The 19,004-nt window shown below is 39.9% G+C and carries 15 protein-coding genes; 9 read left to right on the forward strand and 6 right to left on the reverse strand.

The window, feature by feature from the left end; genetic code table 11:
* Positions 1-46: 46 nt before the first annotated feature.
* Positions 47-1,573 (reverse strand): MFS transporter, encoded by a 1,527-nt coding sequence (locus H5087_RS08330; RefSeq protein ID WP_182671715.1) that lies wholly within the window; start codon positions 1,571-1,573, stop codon positions 47-49.
* Positions 1,574-1,605: 32 nt separating this feature from the next.
* On the reverse strand, positions 1,606-2,934 hold the full coding sequence (locus tag H5087_RS08335; protein ID WP_182671716.1) for a GH1 family beta-glucosidase: 1,329 nt from the start codon (positions 2,932-2,934) through the stop codon (positions 1,606-1,608).
* Positions 2,935-3,173: 239 nt separating this feature from the next.
* On the opposite strand from H5087_RS08335, the gene H5087_RS08340 reads away from it, so the two are divergent.
* The gene (locus tag H5087_RS08340; protein ID WP_182671717.1) at positions 3,174-5,750 is read left to right on the forward strand and encodes an exo 1,3/1,4-beta-D-glucan glucohydrolase; all 2,577 of its coding nucleotides are present in this window, start codon (positions 3,174-3,176) and stop codon (positions 5,748-5,750) included.
* 317 nt (positions 5,751-6,067) lie between these two features.
* Here the strand turns inward: H5087_RS08340 and H5087_RS08345 are convergent, their stop codons facing one another.
* The 3 genes from H5087_RS08345 to H5087_RS08355 form a co-directional block, all read right to left on the reverse strand.
* The gene (locus tag H5087_RS08345; RefSeq protein ID WP_182671718.1) at positions 6,068-7,555 is read right to left on the reverse strand and encodes a tryptophan halogenase family protein; all 1,488 of its coding nucleotides are present in this window, start codon (positions 7,553-7,555) and stop codon (positions 6,068-6,070) included.
* Positions 7,548-9,098, reverse strand: coding sequence for a tryptophan halogenase family protein (locus H5087_RS08350; protein WP_182671719.1), 1,551 nt, complete (start codon positions 9,096-9,098; stop codon positions 7,548-7,550). Before H5087_RS08350 ends, H5087_RS08345 begins: the two co-directional genes overlap by 8 nt.
* A gap of 102 nt (positions 9,099-9,200) precedes the next feature.
* Positions 9,201-12,167 carry a TonB-dependent receptor gene (locus H5087_RS08355; protein WP_182197215.1) on the reverse strand — a complete coding sequence of 989 codons (2,967 nt, stop codon included), beginning with the start codon at positions 12,165-12,167 and terminating at the stop codon, positions 9,201-9,203.
* Positions 12,168-12,624: 457 nt separating this feature from the next.
* Between H5087_RS08355 and H5087_RS08360 the strand changes: the two genes are divergently transcribed.
* From H5087_RS08360 to H5087_RS08395, 8 genes are all read left to right on the forward strand, one after another.
* On the forward strand, positions 12,625-12,780 hold the full coding sequence (locus H5087_RS08360; protein WP_259397757.1) for a hypothetical protein: 156 nt from the start codon (positions 12,625-12,627) through the stop codon (positions 12,778-12,780).
* 75 nt (positions 12,781-12,855) lie between these two features.
* On the forward strand, positions 12,856-13,515 hold the full coding sequence (locus tag H5087_RS08365) for a hypothetical protein (RefSeq protein ID WP_259397758.1): 660 nt from the start codon (positions 12,856-12,858) through the stop codon (positions 13,513-13,515).
* A gap of 3 nt (positions 13,516-13,518) precedes the next feature.
* Complete coding sequence (locus H5087_RS08370) at positions 13,519-14,193, forward strand: Crp/Fnr family transcriptional regulator (protein ID WP_182671721.1); 675 nt, start codon at positions 13,519-13,521, stop codon at positions 14,191-14,193.
* Between the two features lie 71 nt (positions 14,194-14,264).
* Entirely contained in the window at positions 14,265-14,672 is a 408-nt protein-coding gene (locus H5087_RS08375; protein WP_182671722.1) for a hypothetical protein, read from the forward strand.
* Positions 14,673-14,756: 84 nt separating this feature from the next.
* Positions 14,757-15,260 (forward strand): DUF962 domain-containing protein, encoded by a 504-nt coding sequence (locus H5087_RS08380; RefSeq protein ID WP_182671723.1) that lies wholly within the window; start codon positions 14,757-14,759, stop codon positions 15,258-15,260.
* A 60-nt stretch (positions 15,261-15,320) separates the two neighbouring features.
* A complete protein-coding gene (locus H5087_RS08385; protein ID WP_182671724.1) occupies positions 15,321-16,112 on the forward strand; it encodes an SDR family oxidoreductase in 792 nt (263 codons plus the stop codon).
* Positions 16,113-16,173: 61 nt separating this feature from the next.
* Positions 16,174-16,767, forward strand: coding sequence for a DUF2238 domain-containing protein (locus H5087_RS08390; protein ID WP_007375475.1), 594 nt, complete (start codon positions 16,174-16,176; stop codon positions 16,765-16,767).
* 52 nt (positions 16,768-16,819) lie between these two features.
* A complete protein-coding gene (locus H5087_RS08395; RefSeq protein WP_182671725.1) occupies positions 16,820-17,260 on the forward strand; it encodes a GNAT family N-acetyltransferase in 441 nt (146 codons plus the stop codon).
* Positions 17,261-17,344: 84 nt separating this feature from the next.
* On the opposite strand, the gene H5087_RS08400 is transcribed toward H5087_RS08395, so the two are convergent.
* Complete coding sequence (locus tag H5087_RS08400) at positions 17,345-18,799, reverse strand: hypothetical protein (RefSeq protein ID WP_182671726.1); 1,455 nt, start codon at positions 18,797-18,799, stop codon at positions 17,345-17,347.
* Between the last annotated feature and the right edge of the window lie 205 nt (positions 18,800-19,004).

Raw genomic sequence — 19,004 nt, forward strand, 5'->3', positions numbered from 1 at the left:
CGCGCTTTATAAAAATATAAAGCGCGAAGGGTCATTAAAAGTTAATTTACACATTACTGCGTCTAATTGCTAAGTCTTCTGTTATTTTTTGCGTCATCGCTGAGGTTAGTGGATAAATAAGCATCAATGCGGCGCCTAAAAAAGCAAATGCGGCAGGTATCCAGCTCATAAGTAGCTGCATGCCAGGTAAGGCTTGTGTAATTGTTAGCTCATCCATACCGTTATAGCCGTAGCCTGCAAGTACCACTAATACTAATGCACCTGCAAACCCCCCCCCGGTTTTTTGAACAAATGTACCCGCAGAATAAATAAGGCCTGTAGCGCGGCGTTTGTTTTTCCACTCTGAATAATCGGCTGAATCACCAAGCATACTAAAAAATAATGTTGGCATCATCGCGGCAAAAAATTCAGCAGCGCAACCAAAGGTAAATACAGCAACCAGGTTATCGCTAGGCACCCAGTAAAATGCAGTAGTGAGTATGCCGCTTAGCATTAATGATGCAATAAATAGGTTTCGTTTACCCATAATTTCGGCCAGTTTACCTGTGGCAAGTGCGCCAAATATAGATACAACCAACAAAGCAATAAAGTATTGCCCAGCCATGAGTTCATTGGCTACGTGGTACTTAAAGTAGTACGCAATTACACCGTATTTTATGCCATTAAACATCATGGTTAAAAAACCAATGCCGAGTAACACCAGCCAAGGTTTGTTGGTCAGAAGATCAACCATATCGCGCTGTGATCCCGTTAAGCTTTGTTTATCTTTATTGAGCAATTTTTTAATAACGAATGTCATTGCAGCCATAACAAGGGCAAAAAATACGCCGCTGTATAAATCGCGGTAATAAAAAAACAAGGTAGTAGCAAGCAAAGGTAGGATTATAAATGGCAGGCTTTTGGTTAAATCAAATAACTCTGATTTTAAATTCCCTTCATTTGAGGCGTGCGGTGTTACACGCTCTTTGGTGGTCGCAAACGTTATAATCATTAAAATAATAAGTAAGCTGGCAAATAAGTACATAGTAAGCTGATAGCCTTTGGCATTGTCGCCGCCACCAAAAAATGCCACTAGCTCAGGTAAAAAACCCATAACCAATAAGCCACCCGTAAAGGCACCTGCAAACCTAAAACCAGAGAGCTTTGTACGTTCTGTATCGTCTGGTGTCATAACGCCCATAAGTGCCGAGTAGGGCACGTTACTTACGGTGTAAGCAAGCGTTAAACCTATGTAAGTTACGTAAGCATAAATAAGTTTATTGGTGGTGCTAAAGTCGGGTGTAGTAAAACACAACACCATAAACAAGCCCAAAAACGGTGCCGAGTAGAGTATCCATGGGCGAAATTTACCAAAGCGCGACTGCGTTCTATCGGCAATCATACCCATAATAATATCGGTTACGCCATCAGATAGCCTTACCACCAAAAACAACATGGCAGCAGCGGCTGCAGATATGCCAAATGTATCGGTGTAAAACACCGCTAAATAAGCAAGCGCGCCGCGCCATACTAAGTTAGCGCCGGCATCGCCCATGGCGTAACCGACTTTTTCGTATAAAGGGAGTTTGTTCACAGTGTGTGTTCTTATTGTTATAAGCCGATAAATTATCGGCTAGTTATTAGGTTACTGTACGCTTTACCGCTGGCTTTAACAGTTCGTTTTTGTGTGTTGTAGTCTACGTGTACTATTCCAAAACGTTTTAAATATCCTTCAGCCCATTCAAAGTTATCCATTAGGCTCCACGCAAAGTAACCATCTACTTTTACGCCTTGCTCGGTTGCGTTATGTAGGGCATTTAAATGCTCGTGGTAATATTCAATACGGTCGTTATCTTTGATTTCACCGTCTTTAAATTCGTCAGCCATGGCTGCACCGTTTTCGGTAATATAAATAGGTGGTAGGGTGTATTTTTCGTTTAACGATACAAGTAATTCTGTCAGCGCTTTAGGGTAAATTTCCCAGCCAATATCGGTCATTGGCGCTTTATGTGGCAGCTCATGGTAAAAGTCGGAATCGCTTGCTTGATAATGCATGCGGGTATAAAAGTTAACCCCTAGGTAATCTAGCGGTTGAGCAATTATTTCCATGTCGCCATCTAAAATATCAGGGTGGTGGGCTTTAGGTAATTGCTTAATAATATCAGGGTATTTACCTTGCATTACAGGCTGCATGTACCATTGGTTTATATAGTCATCAGCAAATGCAGTGGCTTTTAAATCGTCTTCACTTTGGGTAACTGAGTAACAAGGCGTAAAGTTAAGTACAATACCGTTTAGCGTATTTGGGCTATTTTTAGCAAGTACTTGCATAGCTAAACCGTGACCCAGTAATAAGTGGTGCGCGGCTTTACGACCAAATTCGCGACCTACTATGCCAGGCGCATGTACGCCTATTTCGTAACCTAAGTAAGAGCTGCAAAAAGGCTCGTTTAAGGTGGCGTAAGAGTGCACACGCTCCCCAAATGCTTTGGTAATTAAATCTGTGTAATGTGCAAACTCGTAAGCGGTGTTACGGTTTAGCCAACCGCCTTCATCTTCAATATGTTGTGGTAAATCCCAGTGGTACAGCGTTACAAAAGCTTTAATGTTACGACGTTTTAATTCATCTAAAATGTCGGTATAAAACTTAACGCCTGTCGGGTTTAAGTGACCGCTTTTAGTCATTACGCGTGGCCACGAAATAGAAAGTCTGTAAGCGTCTACACCTAATGACTCAATTAAGTTTATATCGTCTTTCCAGCGAGTGTAATGCTCGCAGGCTACATCGCCATTTGAATTGTCGACTATTTTGCCTTCTTTACTGCAAAAGGTATCCCAAATACATGGCAAGCGATCAGCTGCGCCGCCTTCAATTTGAAATGAGGCCGTAGCTACACCATAAGTAAAATTTTTGGCTAAAAGTGGTGAGCCACTAGGTAAAGATAATTGTTTCATTAAGAGAAAACCTCTGCTTCTTTTTTGGTAAAGTTTACTTTGTATAGAGCGTATATTAAATTCATCATTGGAAGCGCTTCCATATTTAATTTGATTAATCACTAAGTATGGTATTTAATAACTTTAAGGAAGCGCTTCCATATTTAGGTTAGTGGCTATTGTTAAACAGGTCAATAGTTAAATTTAAATAACAAATAGGCGCTCACTAAATCACACTGACACAACACAGGGCTATAAAAATGAAAAAAAGCTTAAACACTAACAGGTTACACATGCTCCCCATTTTAATTGGAGGATTGTGTGTTTTAAGTGGGTGTAATAAACAAGAGATTAACGCAAATAATAGCCAAGGCGCCGTAGCCAAAAAGGCTGAACATGAGCAAGGGGATTTATCACTATGGCCAACGCTTAAAAGCAAGGTAGTTAAAACGCCCGAAATTGAAAATACAATTGCACAGTATTTAAAAACAATGACGCTTGAGCAAAAAGTAGCGCAAATGATCCAACCTGAAATTCGCGATATTAGTGTTGAAGATATGCGCAAATACGGTTTTGGTTCGTATTTAAATGGCGGTGGCTCTTTCCCTAATGCAAATAAGCATGCAACGCCTGCAGATTGGATAACACTTGCTGAGAGCATGTATCAGGCATCAGTTGATGACTCAATTGATGGCAGTAAAATTCCGACCATGTGGGGCACTGATGCAGTACATGGCCATAATAATGTGATTGGGGCGACGTTATTTCCGCACAATATTGGTTTAGGTGCTGCTAATAACCCCGCATTAATTGAGCGCATTGCAGCAGCTACTGCAATAGAGGTAATGGCAACAGGCATAGATTGGGTGTTTGCACCGACTGTTGCGGTGGTGCGCGACGACCGATGGGGCAGAACGTACGAAGGCTACTCAGAAGACCCTGCAATTGTACGTGAGTATTCAGCAGCAATTGTAAACGGATTGCAAGGCAGAGCCGATGAAGACTTTTTAAGTGACAAACGCGTAATTAGTACCGTTAAGCACTTTTTAGGCGATGGCGGCACTGTAGATGGTGACGATCAAGGCGATAACATTGATAGCGAAGAGGTGTTATATAACATTCATGCGCAAGGTTATATAGGTGGCTTAACCGCAGGTAGTCAGTCGGTTATGGCATCGTTTAATAGCTGGAATGGTAAAAAAAATCACGGCAATAAATACCTACTTACTGATGTGTTAAAAACAAAGATGGGTTTTGATGGCTTTGTTGTAGGAGATTGGAACGGACACGGACAAGTTGCAGGCTGTACAAATGAAAGTTGCCCGCAGGCTGTTAATGCGGGGCTTGATATTTTTATGGTGCCAACGGGTGCTTGGAAACCACTTTATGAAAATACAATTAAACAAGTAAAAGCGGGCACAATAACAATGGCGCGAATAGATGACGCCGTGGCACGTATTTTACGCGTTAAATTACGTGCAGGTTTATTTGATAAACCAAGCCCTGCAAATCGAAAATATTCAGGTAAATTAGAACTAATAGGTGCGCCAGCACATCGCGATATTGCCCGCCAAGCGGTACAAGAGTCGTTAGTACTGCTTAAAAACAACAACCATTTATTACCGCTTAACCCATCAAGCAACATACTTATAGCAGGCGATGCGGCCGATAACATAGGCAAGCAATCGGGCGGTTGGAGTATTACGTGGCAGGGAACTAATAATCAAAATGCAGATTTTCCTGGGGCAACGTCTATTTATGCGGGACTAAAAACGCAAATAGAGGCTGCTGGCGGTAACGCTATTTTAAGCCCAACGGGTGAGTTTAATACCAAACCCGATGTAGCCATTGTTGTATTTGGTGAAGAACCATACGCAGAGGGACATGGCGATAAAGACAACCTTGAGTTTGAACGTAACAATAAACGCTCTCTTAAAATATTAAAAACATTAAAGCAGCAAAATATACCGGTTGTTTCTGTGTTTATATCGGGCAGACCAATGTGGGTTAACAGCGAGCTTAACGCGTCAGATGCATTTGTAGCAGCATGGCTTCCTGGCACTGAAGGGCAAGGCATTGCTGATGTTTTATTAGCGGATAAAAATGGGAAGGTACAGTATGACTTTAAAGGTAAGTTGTCTTTCTCGTGGCCTAAATCGCCACTACAAACCGCAGTAAATAAGGGCGATGCTGATTACTCACCATTATTACCCTATGGCTTTGGCTTAACGTATAAAGATGAAAGTACGCTTGCCAATAATCTAAATGAAGACTCAGGTGTTGATATTAGTAACCTTGCGCCGCTATCTATATTTAATGGCAGCTTTAAAACACCGTGGCGTTTGTTTTTAAATTCAAACAGCGAGCAGCACCAAGTAGCAAGTAATAGTGTAAAGCTTGGCGGTATTACTTATCGCACTGAAGACAAAGCGATTCAAGAAGATGCAATGCAATTTAATTTTGATGGCACAGCAGCCAGCTATATCGAAATTAATAGTAACTTTACCGAAGACAAAGTCGCCTACATTGAAGCAAATTCAGCCCTTAGCTTTAGCTATAAAGTAAACCAAATACCTAGCTCACAAACATACCTTGCAATGAAGTGCGAACAAGGCTGTGGCGGCGAGCTTGATATTACCCGTGATCTTGAAAATGCTGATTTAAATACATGGCAGACTATGAGTATAGATTTAACGTGTTTTGCTAAAAAGGGCGTTGATTTTGCCAGAGTAACCAGCCCTTTTATTATTAAAACGGCAGGCGAGCTTAACGTTTCAGTTGCAGATATTAGCTTTGAACCACAAGGCGCTGAAAGCGCCGTGGTTAAGTGTGAATAATAAAACGTAAAAGTTGTTGTGTGTACCCAAAGCCCTGAGGGCGTGTTGATCTTTGTGGATTGAAATTTGTTCAATCTAGGGGCAATTTAATCGCGGCGCGAGGTTTGTAACCTAGTAGGCTAATTAAAAACCGAGCAACAAAGAGTAAATTGCCCCTAGGCAGAACCCTACGGGCAGCGCATGTTTGGCATTTATGCTACGTTATCGCCTATTTATGGGGAATAACCACACTACATAGGCTCTGCCTTGCCTAAAAACCAAATATGCTGCTGCAAATTCAACCACCAAAGAACAACACGCCCTAGTAAGGGCTTTTTTTATGCTGGGCAATATTGTTTTAAAAACTCATGATGAGATGGTAATTGGCTTACGCGTTGCTCTATTTGTTGTTTAATACCGTGTATAAAACGGATGAGTTCTTCATCACTCATCATGCTGGCTATTAAGTGATGTTGATTAGGCTCAATACCTTGACCAAGCATAACTTGCACCCACGAGTCGACTCTAAAAATGTCGCCATCGTCTAAAAATACACGGCCGGTTTGTTTAAACAAATCAATTTTATGTTGAAGTGTTTTTGGCACTTCCATGGCGCTACAATGCTGCCAAAACTCACTGTCATCGCGATTAGTTACTTTGTAGTGCAGCACAATAAAGTCGCGAATATTTTCGATTTCGCTTTTAAGTTGTTTGTTGTATTCGTCAATGGCGTGATTGGTAATGCCATTAAACGGAAATAAACGCATAAAGCGAATAATACCCGACATTATTAAGTGAATGCTGGTGGACTCAAGTGGCTCAACAAAACCGCTAGCAAGGCCAAGCGCTAAGCAGTTTTTATTCCAGCCTTTTAAGCGCCGCCCTGTTTTAAATTTAATAATACGGGGCTCTGTAAGCGCCTCGCCCTCAATGTTACTTAATAAGAGCGCTTTGGCTTGCTCGTCATCCATATATTGGCTGCAATAAACTAATCCGTTGCCTACACGGTTTTGCAGCGGTATACGCCATTGCCAGCCGCTTTTATGGGCAATAGAGCGGGTAAGTGGCAATACGGTATCGCTGGTTGATTTTGTTTGCACCGCAATGGCGCTGTTACACGGTAGTAAATGCGACCAGTCTTCGTAGCCAGTATGCAATGCTTGCTCTATTAATAAACCTCTAAAGCCGGTGCAATCAATAAAAAAGTCGCCGTTAATATGCTCGCCATTATTTAAAGTAAGTGATTCTATATGGCCCGTTTTAGGGTTTTTTACTACTTTTTGTATTTTACCTTCAATGCGTTTTACACCTAATGGCTCTGAAAATTCACGTAAAAACTGCGCGTAACGCGTGGCATCCATATGGTAGGCATAGTTAATAGGGTTTTGCTGATTAAACGCAAACTTACCGGCTTTAGCCGCTTGCAGCTCGTAGCAGTAATCGCCAAATGGGTTGTTTATTCCAAGTGCTTTACCTTGCAGCCAAAAGTGATGAAATTCACCCGCCCAACATTCTTTGCCCGTTGCGCCAAATGAGTGAATATAATGCGTGTTTTCATCGCCCCAGTTTTCAAAGCTAATACCTAATTTAAAGCTTGCTTGAGTGGCTTTCATAAATGCTTGCTCGTTTATACCCAGCAATTTATGAAATGTACGAATAGGCGGAATTGTTGCCTCGCCAACACCTACAGTGCCAATATCGTCAGATTCAACAAGGGTTATGTTTATATTGTTACCAACTAGTTTAGCAAGTGCCGCTGCGGCCATCCAACCTGCAGTGCCGCCTCCAGCAATTACTACGTTTTTAACAGCGTTTGTTTTAGTCATTATGTGGCTGCCCATTATTTGATAAAAGATGATTTAAAAGCGCGCGATTACTTGGCAGTCCATTTAAGCACTGCGCTATTTTTTCGCGATTTTGCTGATAATAGTAATCCCCAGCGCGTGGGTCGTTAAATGTATTTTGTGCAGATACTGTTTGTGTATTAAAGCCCATGCCATATAAAACGTATTGGTAACTGCTTGATGAAAACACTTCTTCGTTTTCAATAAAATCAAAGCGGCTAGGGGGCTGAAATTGCCAAAGTTTAAGTAAGTTTTGCAGGCGCTCGGGCGCGGTATTTAAATTACTAATATCTTGCCAGTAGGGAGTGTCGTCGCGCTCGCTTAGTACATAATGAAGTTTTAAAAATTCAATAACGCGCTGCCAACGAGTGCTAAAGCGGCTGTTAAAACGACTTGCAAGCTGGCTCATGTGGGGGCGGTTTTGCGGTAGTTGCTCGCTTATCATGCTAATTGAAAGTTCAACCATAGCAAGAGCTGACGCTTCAAGCGGCTCTAAAAAGCCAGCTGACATACCCACGGCAACACAGTTTTTAATCCAAAATTGTTGCCTGTAACCAGGGCTGAATTTTAATACACGGTAGGTAAGTTGCTCAGCTTGTTGCTCACTGGTGCTTTTGGCTATGTAGCTTTTTAGTGTATTTGTTGCGCTTTCATCGCTTTGATATTTACTACTAAATACATAACCTGTACCACGGCGTGTTGGCAGGGCTATATCCCAAATCCAGCCGTTACTTTGCGCTGTAGATAGCGTAGCAGAGGCAATTGGCTGATCGATGTGTGCATTAGGTATTTGCGCCGCAACAGCGCTGTTATTAAATAAAATATGATCTTGCGCTATAAACTCACTATTAAAATGCTCACCAATTAAACGAGCACGAGAGCCTGAGCAATCTATAAATAAATCACCTGTTATATCGCCATTATTATTTGTTTTTAATGAGGCAATATAGCCATGTTCGTCGTTAATAACCTCGGTTACATCGTCAATAATATGTGTAACGTTTAGATTTTTAACACAGTGATTTTTTAAAAACTCAGCAAATTTACCCGCATCTAAATGATAGCCATAGTTGGTGACCGCTGCATATTCGGGTGTTTGTAATTGCTTTGGTGCAAGTGCTGCTTGGCATACAAAGCTTTGTATATTAACAACGTCGGCAAATTTTTGATCAGGTGCAATACGTTGCCAGCTGGCGTGTAAATTAGTGTGCTCGTAGCCTTGTGGATTCATAAAAGGGTGGTAGTAGTTTTCTCCCTCGCTGAGGTTGCGCCAATTTATAAATTTAGAACCTTGTTTAAATGACGCGTCGCACTGGGTTATAAAATCAATTTCTTTAATGCCAATGCGTTTTAAGGTGTTACGCATTGACGGCCATGTGCCTTCGCCCACACCCAATATAGGCACGTTTGCCGACTCCACTAACGTTACATTAAGGTGCGGGTGTTCGGCGGCTAATAAGCCTGCGCTTAGCCAGCCGGCAGTGCCACCACCTAAAACGACTATTTTTGTTATTGGTTTGGTCATGAGTTAACACCCTAAAGTTGATAACAATTAAACTAGCATTAATACTGTTTTAAATACAAAAAAGCCGCTAGTAAAAACTAACGGCTTTACTTTGTAGTACCTTTAGAAGTTGTAACGCATACCAATATTGTAACGTGCACCTAGCTGTTGTAGGTTCCATAATTGTGCTGACGTACGGCCATGTTCGCGGCTGTTTTGTTCAGTAATGTTAAGGCCTTCAACAAAAAACGATAGTTGTTCGCTGTAGTTGTACGCAACATTAAAGTCGATTTGATAATATTCTTCAGTAAAGCCAGGCTCGTTTACGTATCGAGCTGCGCTATTTAAAAACTTATCACGCCAGTTGTAAGCAATACGTGCTTGAAAATCATCGTTTTCGTACATTGCAATAAAGTTGGCTGTATCGCTTAAACCCACTAGTGCAAATTGTGTAGTAGTAGGGTCAGCGTTTACATCAAAGTCTATGTCGCCATTAACAGTGGTGTAGTTTGCTTGCACACCAAAACCACTTTCACCAAAAAAGTGCTGAAAGGCAATTTCAAAACCATCAATAGTGGCATTTTTATTGTTGGTAGGTACTTGCGCTGTAAATTCTAGTAATGGGTCGTCGCTGTTAGCAATTACATCGTAAGCGGCTTCAAACTCTTCGTAGGTCATAGAGTCAAAATCAACGCCATTTTCTGTTGCGGCAACCATTTGAAATAAGTTTGAATCGGTTAGAGCAAGTCCGCGAGATTCTAGCTCAGCAATGGCAGCTTGAGCGCGAGGGCCCGCTGTTGCATCGCGTAATCCGTAGTAGTTTTGCGTCATTGGTGTTAAACCAATAAAGTTTTCAATGTCTTTAGTGTAATAACCTACCGACACATAACTTGTTTCTGCAAAGTACCACTCAGCCGATACATCAATATTATCAGATTCTAGCGGCACTAAACCAGGATTACCCGTTGACGCTGTAGCCGGTGAAGAACCCGCTAAAAGAGTAGGGGCACCTGGTACACCAACCGTCGCTGCTGAACTTAAGTTATCGTAAGTTGGGCGAGCAATTGTCGTGCTATAAGAAAAACGCGCTTTTACGTTTTCAATTACTTCTATGTCAAAGTCAAAGCTGGGTAAAAAATGATCGTAGCTAGATTTAAGCGTGAAATCTTCTTTAGCCGAGCCAAAACGAACGTTAAAGTCGTTATTACCTTCCCACGCTACTGCGTTAGGTAAATCGATATTAGCCGTTGAGGTAATGTCGGTAGACTCTTGGCGCGCGCCAATTACAATGTTGTATGGCATATCGCCAATGTAGCCGTTGTAAGTAAATTGCACAAACGCTGCGGTTATATCTTCTTCAATGGTGCGGTTAGTTGCAAATGCGCCATCGGCTGCAAAGTTAAAGCCGTATTCTTCACCTGCCCAGTAACCAATTTGCGATGCGCTGCCGGTATAACCTTGGTTGTACGAGCCCGATGTATCGTAGTCGTCAAACTCAGCTAAAAAGTTTGTTGGGTTTAGGTAGCCATCAGGTAGTTCGCCTGGGTTTTCGATACCCCAGTTACCCATAGTATTACGTGTAAGTGATTGCAGTGAATGGCTTTCCATAGAGCGAGACTCTATACCAAAGTCAATTGCGCCGTTTTCAATTTCGTATTTACCATGGATTCTAAATTCTGTGATTTCAGATTCTTGGCGAGCAAAGTTAGAATCTAAAATAGACGTACCCACATCAGAGGCATCTAACGTGTTATTACAATTTAGGTTATCTCGGCGGCAATCATCAAAATCGATACTCATTGATGGAAGTTCGCGGCTAAAATCAACTTCTTGTGCGTTAACTACGTTTGCGCCCAAGCCTGCGTTTACCCAGCTGCCGTAAGGTGCATCTGGTTTGCTAGTGGCTTTTGAATTGTGCGCATCAAACATAAAGCTCAATTCTGAATTGAAATAGTACTCAACGTTTAAACCAATAGAGTCGTTTTGGTTAACTTGGTTTAGCTCTTGAAACGCTAAACCTAAATCGCGTGTTTGCTGATCGCGACGTTCTTCTCGGTAATAAATAGGAGTTTTTACTGTGTTGTCGTCAAATGTTAGCGCGCTTTTGTAGTTATCCATCCAAATTGATTGCTCAGCACGGGCTTCGAATAAATCTTGCTTAGAATATGTGTAATCAAGCGTGGCTGTTAAATCGTCAATAGGGCTGTATTGCAGCGTTAATTGCGCGTTTGTACGAGTACGTTCTCTGTCGGCAATGGTGTAGCGCAAATCTGATGGCATTGAATAAAGCTGGCCAACGGCGGGTGCATTAGTTAAAACAATATCGTCTGCAGCTTGTGGGATTGTGCCGTCAAAAGCTGATGTATTCCATTGATTTACAAACGCACCTGTTGATGAGCTATCCCGCTGTTGCATGCTTGCAGTTAACGAGGCACCAAATTTAGCTTCACTGTCGGTCCAGCTAATTAAACCCGAAAGCTCAGGGGTTATGTCATCACCAACGCGGTTTGTTGAGTCGTGTAATGCTTTTACGCCAATGCTTGAAACAAAGCCTGGATTGTCGAGCGGGCGAGCCGTATTAATATTAATTGTTGCGCCAATACCACCTGATGCAATGCTAGCTTTACCCGTTTTATATACTTCAACCGATTTAACGCTATCAGACGCTAAGTTTGCAAAGTCAAATGCACGAGAGCTGGGTGTACCACCGCCTGCAGGCAAAGATGCCGCCGGCATTGTACGCCCGTTTAGGGTTACCATATTGTAGTCGGGGCCAAAACCACGAACCGTTACTTTAGAGCCTTCACCATTTGAGCGATCAATCGACACACCCGTAATACGCTGTAGCGACTCGGCTAAGTTGGTATCGGGGAATTTACCAATATCTTCAGCTGATATTGCATCTACAACACCGGCGGCGTCGCGTTTTAAACGAGTCGACTCTTTAATACTGCTTTTAAAACCAGTAACTTGGATTACTTCAACATCTGTATTTGCTTCTTGTGCATATACAGGCAAAGAGATTGATGCACCTAAAATCAGAGATAGGCTCGTCGCTATCTTTGTTTTTCTTACAATATGGTTGGACATTCGGTTTCCCTCGCGCTTTTATCATTATTATTAACAGCTTGTATGGGGCTGTTATTGTGTAGTTATAAACATTGTCAAATGTGTGGAAGCGCTTCCAGAAAGATCTGTTTAACTAAAGCTTGTGGAAGCGCTTCCAGAAATGCTAGTTTATATTTTGAATAGGGTCAACTGTTGTTTTAATAAAATGAGACTAAATTGTTTTTAAAATGTATGTTTTTTGGATTTAATTTTATTTAAATTATAAATTACAATTGGTTATAAAAAACCGTTTGAAATAGTGCTGTAACAACATTTTATTATAAGAAAACCAATTATTGATTAATTTAGTTATTTACACACTTTTATAAGGTGTTTAAATCAGCTTTTAATACTAGCTAAAATTAATAAATCGGCCGTTGGTCACTCAACAAAAAATAGGTACATTTGCTAACCTAGCGAAAATGCCGATGTAGTGATTATGTACAACGCAATTGATGAAAACGCATCAAGCGGCGGTTCTAACTCAGTTTATGAATCGGTCATTAAAAACCAGTGGTTGTTTAAAAAATCGTTAATTAAATCACTAAAAAGTAACGTAGTTTTTGCAGAATATGGTTTAAAAATAAACTTATAAAGTATTGCGCATAAGGTGTTGCGAGTCGCTAGTTTTATCGCTATTTTAAAGGCTCTCTCATAGATGGATTTTATTATGCGCATTAAATTTTTAGCGAGCTTTTATTCTTTCTTCTTGTTTGCTCTGTTTGGTTGTGAAGATCAAAGTATGGCAATTCAAGGTAGTCCTCAGCTAAATAATAATGTAAGTAACTCACCCTCTAATCTCAAAGTAAACACGCCTTCAGCAGCTCAAACACACGAACCCGCTTTAGTGGTCGGTATGCTAGCAACACATTGTAAAAGTAATGAAGCAGCCTACATTAACGCAAAAATGAATAAAGTTGTGCGTAACCCAGATGAAAATACAGCCTACAAGTTAGAGCCTACCGATAAAGTGCTTTCTATTTGCGTTGCAAAAGATGACTCATCACTTAGTTATCGATTTGGTAGAGTTAATGACATAGGGCTTGAAAAAGAAGCTACACCAAATGCACCATTTGGCAGTTACTACAGGCAAGTAGGGCGTATTGGCGAGAGTATTTTATTTTTTAGTAACGGCGAATATCATTACTATATTATTAACTCAGGCGGTATGGGCAGTGGTGTAACCGTTAATGTTTATAAAAACGATACATTAATAACTGAGCTGTTTTCGGGTAATGATCCTTACGATGATTTTGTTATAGCAACCGATTTAAATTTCCCTAAAAAATTGGTTATCGAAAAACAGCCATTTAATAAGCAAATGCAGTAAATAATGACTCCACTCCAGCAAAACGTAATAGAGCAAGGGCATTGGTTTAAAAACCGTAGCGTTTATTTAAAAAGCTTTTTACTAACGCAGGGCAAAACGCTCTCGCTAAAGGCTCAGCAATCATTATTTTTGCGAGGTGATAAGCACGATGGAATTTATGCAGTACTTAGCGGCGTGGTGCGTATTAGTGGCGTAAGTAACGAAGGCAAAGAAGCCGTATTGAGCTTTATTGATTCATCACTGTGGTTTGGCGAAGTTACCTTGTTTGATGGTGGCCTGCGCACTCATGATGTATATGCACAAACTGATGCTATACTTTTTTACGTGCCTCAACGCGAGCTTGAACAGCTATTAAACGAACAGCCACAATATTGGCAAGAGTTTGGTTTATTGCTGGCACAAAAATTACGCCTAATGTTTACCTCAATGGAAGATCACGCATTACTAAGCGCTGAGCAAAAAGTATGCAATCGACTTTTAATGCTTAGCGAACATACAGAGCACTTAACACCGCTTGTTTTATCTCAGCAGCAACTTGCTGATATGACCTACCTAACGCGCCAAACTATTAATCAAATACTGCAACAGCTTGTTAGCCTACAAGCCATTAGTTTGGGGTATCAACGTATAACTGTTTTAGATAAACAAAAGTTACAGGCGCGTGCTACACAAGCTTAAATAGAGACTTTTTTATTTAGTTGGAACCAAAATTGCTACAGATAATGTAACGCAACAATGGATTTGAGCTAATGACTACAATAACCTTTAAAAATCAATATAGTAACTATAACTCTCCTGCATTAAATAAAGCGGCAGGACTAAGCGAAGTTGCGGCAACTAATACCCTCCCTAACGAAAAAACAAATGATGTTAAAGGCATTACCTCAGCTCCTAAAGAACCAACGTTTTTAGAAAGTGCTCAAGAAGCGCTGGTTTATCAGCGCTTAGGTGTAAACAAAAACAAAATAGACGAGCTAAAAGCGACAATAGAAGAGCTCACTAAAGAGCTACAAGGTCAGGGCGCAGACCCTAGCACAATTGCTGATAAAATAGAGGAACTTCAAAAAATGCTCGAACAAGAGTATCAAAAAGGGCGCGAGCGAACGGATATGCAAGGTGAGCATAAGCTGGGTAAGATAATTTCTGCATTTGTTTAATTTACAAAATGTCGGATACCTGACATTGTTGCTGTACTTACTTTTGTTAAAGTAAGTTTTATAGATATAAATAAAGGCAAAACAATGAAAACACTTCAACAGCAACTTGGTAAATATGGTTTATATCATCGTTCTAAACGTAATGTACTAACGCACTTTATTGGTATTCCGCTCATTGTATTTGCAGCGTTGTGTTTACTAGCGCGCATTCAAATACCCCTTGGTAGCTTTGTAATTGATGGCGCACAACTTTTTGTATTAGCGTCGGTTGTTTATTATTTTATGCTGAGCTCTTCGCTTGGCTTTATTATGGCCGTGATATTCACTTTACTCCTTGTTGGTGCTCAGCCTATTGCGGCAATGGCATTTTGGCCTTGGTTGAGTATTGGCGTAGGTGTGTTTGTATTTGGCTGGGTATTACAGTTTATTGGGCACTATTACGAAGGTAAAAAACCTGCATTTGTAGATGACCTAATTGGTTTAATTATTGGTCCTTTGTACGTAACTGTTGAACTACTATTTTTAATGGGCTTTTACAAAACATTAGAGGATGAAATAAACGCAATAGCAGGCCCTACAAAGGCGTAAAATACTTTACTAAGTACCTTAATAAAACTTAATAAATAACAATAAAAGGGCAGATAACGCATGCAATATAATAATAAAACCGTGTGGATCACCGGGGCATCGTCAGGTATTGGTAAAGAGCTTGCTATACAATTTGCCGAGCTTGGAGCGCGCGTTATTTTATCGGCGCGCAATGTAGATAAACTAAACGATTTAAAAGCAACGCTTAAAGGCGAAGGGCACTTAGTTGTGCCGCTGGACTTAGCCCAGCCAGAGCATGTACTAAGTACAATAACAGCAAAAATGAGCGAGCTTCCTACAATTGATATTTTAATTAATAACGGCGGCGTATCGCAGCGTAGCTTATTTTTAGAAAACGACTTTAACGTGTATCGCCAATTAATGGAGGTTAATTACTTTGGCTTAATTGCACTTACTAAAGCTGTATTACCTACTATGGTGGTAAGACGCAGTGGTTCAATTGTGTCTATTAGTAGTGTGGCGGGTAAAGTTGGTTCAAAATTTAGAACAGGTTATTCGGGTTCTAAATATGCGGTGGTTGGTTTTATGGATTGCCTACGTGCAGAAGTGGCGGAACATAATATTCATTGTTTAACAATTTGCCCAGGCTCTATTAAAACAGCAATTGCGCATAACTCACTAAACGAGCAAGGCATAGCGCAAAATAAACCAGAAGAGTCGATAGAAAATGGCATGGATGTAAGCGTAGCGGCTTCAAAAATGATTCGTGCCATTAGTAATAAAAAAGACGAAGTGATTATTGGCAAAGGTTTAAGTGGTTGGGCGCCTACAATTAAGCGCTTTTTTCCTACTTTGTTTAATCGCATTACCGCAAAAACAAACTATAGGTAGCGTCGTTTATTTCAAAGGCGTAAAATGCCGTAAATTTGATCAATTTAGAAAAGGATTCTAAATGAAGTATTTATGGCTGAGCCTGTTTTTTATTGTATTAATTTGGTCTGGTATTAACCCAAAAGATCAATTTACATGGCTGCTTGAAGTTATCCCCGCAATTATTGGTTTAGTGCTGCTAGCAAGTACCTATAGCCACTTTAAACTTACCCCTATTTTATATACATTTATTTTAGCGCATTGCATTGTGTTGATGATTGGCGGGCATTACACCTACGCCGAAGTCCCTTTTTTCGATAATCTATTTGGTAGCGAGCGTAATAACTACGACAAAGTAGGGCACTTTTTTCAAGGTTTTGTACCTGCGCTGCTCGCACGCGAAATTTTACTGCGCAAAAAAGTAGTAAATGGTCGAGGCTGGTTAATCACCTTTGTTATTTCGGTATGTTTAGCATTTAGCGCCTTTTACGAATTAATAGAGTGGTGGGTTGCAGTGTTAAGCGGCGAAAACGCAGAAGCATTTTTAGGCACGCAAGGTTACGTGTGGGATACCCAATCAGATATGGGACTGGCGTTATTTGGGGCTATTTGCTCGCTATTAGTACTTTCAAGAGTACACGACAAACAGCTAAAAAACGTTAAAGATTATTTATAGAAAAAATTATAGAAACGCTTATAAAAACATTGATAAAAAAGACTACTAACGTATGACAGCAAAGATTAGTAACTACTCAATAAGCACAGACAAAAGCAAACTTAACTTTAACGTTATTTATAACTTTATTGCTAATAGCTATTGGGCCAAAGGCATTCCTAAAAGCGTGATGCAATCGGCTATTGATAACTCAATGTGCTTTGGTGTTTACAGCGCTCATAACGAACAAGTTGGATTTGCCCGAGTAGTGACCGATAAAGCAACCTTTGCCTATTTAGCCGATGTATTTATTGCCCCGCACTTGCAAGGTAATGGGCTGAGTAAGTTACTCATTAAAACGATAGTAGAGCACCCTGAGCTGCAAGGGCTCAGGCGCTTTTTATTAGCGACTTCTGATGCGCATGGTCTTTATGCGCAATACGGGTTTAAACCAATAGATAACCCCGCACTACTAATGCAAATAAGTCCTGAGAATGTTTATGGTAAAAAATAATCGTGATATATATTAAATGGGGGAAGAGCAAATTTCGTCTAATGTTCTTGTTAGGTATTTTATACCGACACTACTTTAATATTTTTACATTCTATTTGAATCATACAGCTTATTAATAACGTCAATAGAAATATTATTATTACGGTGATGACCTACAATGCGGTCAATTTTAAGTTGTTTGCTTCGAATAAAATCAATAAACGTTTTAGTATAGCTAGGCAGTATTTTAGGTATCGTGTTATCGAAAGGCACTTCAAGAAAGTCTGATTGATAAAGAATGCCATTGCTTTCAAAGTAAGCAAAACTTTGCCGCTTAGCACGAGAGTTTTCTAGTACATAAAAACGCACACCATCAATCAATTCATCATCAGTAATTGTTTGAAACTTAAAAATATCTAAATCCTCTTTAAATCTTGGATAGGCTTTGATAGCTTCAATACTGTATGCATCAGCACGTATCACTGCACCTAACTTTGCATAAGCTTTAAGACCAGCAATATGATCGCTATAAGGATGAGTAACATATACCGAAGTAATTTTCTTTTGCGGAAATTGTTCCGAGATTAGTTCAATAGTTTGTTCAGATCTTTTTCTATTAACAGGTGCACCAAAAACCATAACTTCATTACCATTTACTTTAAATAGCGTGTTTCGATTGGTTGAAGCGTTAGATATTAGATATAAATTTGGCGCAATTTCTGTTGATAAAAGTCCTGTATCACTATCAGAAATAATGGGGCCATACCCATCAGGCAGTTGTAGTTTAGTTGGTTCAATTTTATCGATAATTGTAAAGGAATCTGTTTGCGTGATAAAGCTTGGTACTGTGTCACCATTATAATATTTTACTAATGAGTGAGCGAAAGTTAAGCCATTAGATGTTTTATAGTCATCATAAATATAAATACGGCGTCGCGATTTATTGTTAATCGACAACAATCGTAACGGACTATTGCTGAAAACATATTCCATGGTTTTATCATCAGGAGTTTTATGTGTCAGGGTAGTCTCTTTTGATAATTTACTCTGTCGTATCTTGATATTTGTTCCGACATTAATTTCTTCAAAGAGTGGTCTAACCGCGAAAAAATCGACATTCATTAAGGTAAGATTTTTGTAGCGTTCAAAGCTATTCATATTTTGTTTACTAACGCGTTTACCTAAAAAAATGCCATTTTTTTCATAACGTAAACTTTCGTTATCATTTTGAAAATGTACCTCATCGACTAGAAGACCACCTGTAAAATGATGCACTACATTTTGAGCATAATGTTTTTTGCGTAGATCAATATCGGTCACTTTAAACGCCTGATATCGACTTGGTGCCTTATAATCCCATGACTGGTAGGCGTCACTTTGCCCCAAGTAACGGTAGGCTAACGAAAATGCAGTTATTGAAGATGTTTTATAATAATGCGATTTCAGCTTATCAATGAAATCCTCAGACTCTCCTGCGCTAGCAATAGTTGTCGTAGCTGTAAATAGAACCATGTAAACACATACCGATGTTAAGGTACGCCGTACAAAATTATTCTTCAAAATTAACTCCCTTTAAATAATTGAAAATATACCAACTGAATGCTGAATTCAGAAATACCTAACGAGCCTGTAGATTAACTCGTTTTTTATTTCTTTTTATTGATAAATAAACCATAGCTGAGTTCCTATTTTGGTTCAATTGATTGCTGTATTTTTACGCAGAATATTGAAGTGTTTGATATTGTTTTAATTGGCGTTTTGGAAG

The organism is Pseudoalteromonas sp. SR43-7, from assembly GCF_014163785.1.
GTDB lineage: Bacteria > Pseudomonadota > Gammaproteobacteria > Enterobacterales > Alteromonadaceae > Pseudoalteromonas > Pseudoalteromonas distincta.

Bases quoted from the DNA above. Each gene is read 5' to 3' on its own strand.
- H5087_RS08335 (WP_182671716.1), bottom strand. From the start codon at position 2,934: ATGAAACAATTATCTTTACCTAGTGGCTCACCACTTTTAGCCAAAAAT.
- H5087_RS08340 (WP_182671717.1), top strand. From the start codon at position 3,174: ATGAAAAAAAGCTTAAACACTAACAGGTTACACATGCTCCCCATTTTA.
- H5087_RS08345 (WP_182671718.1), bottom strand. From the start codon at position 7,555: ATGACTAAAACAAACGCTGTTAAAAACGTAGTAATTGCTGGAGGCGGC.
- H5087_RS08350 (WP_182671719.1), bottom strand. From the start codon at position 9,098: ATGACCAAACCAATAACAAAAATAGTCGTTTTAGGTGGTGGCACTGCC.
- H5087_RS08355 (WP_182197215.1), bottom strand. From the start codon at position 12,167: ATGTCCAACCATATTGTAAGAAAAACAAAGATAGCGACGAGCCTATCT.
- H5087_RS08360 (WP_259397757.1), top strand. From the start codon at position 12,625: ATGTACAACGCAATTGATGAAAACGCATCAAGCGGCGGTTCTAACTCA.
- H5087_RS08365 (WP_259397758.1), top strand. From the start codon at position 12,856: ATGCGCATTAAATTTTTAGCGAGCTTTTATTCTTTCTTCTTGTTTGCT.
- H5087_RS08370 (WP_182671721.1), top strand. From the start codon at position 13,519: ATGACTCCACTCCAGCAAAACGTAATAGAGCAAGGGCATTGGTTTAAA.
- H5087_RS08375 (WP_182671722.1), top strand. From the start codon at position 14,265: ATGACTACAATAACCTTTAAAAATCAATATAGTAACTATAACTCTCCT.
- H5087_RS08380 (WP_182671723.1), top strand. From the start codon at position 14,757: ATGAAAACACTTCAACAGCAACTTGGTAAATATGGTTTATATCATCGT.
- H5087_RS08385 (WP_182671724.1), top strand. From the start codon at position 15,321: ATGCAATATAATAATAAAACCGTGTGGATCACCGGGGCATCGTCAGGT.
- H5087_RS08390 (WP_007375475.1), top strand. From the start codon at position 16,174: ATGAAGTATTTATGGCTGAGCCTGTTTTTTATTGTATTAATTTGGTCT.
- H5087_RS08395 (WP_182671725.1), top strand. From the start codon at position 16,820: ATGACAGCAAAGATTAGTAACTACTCAATAAGCACAGACAAAAGCAAA.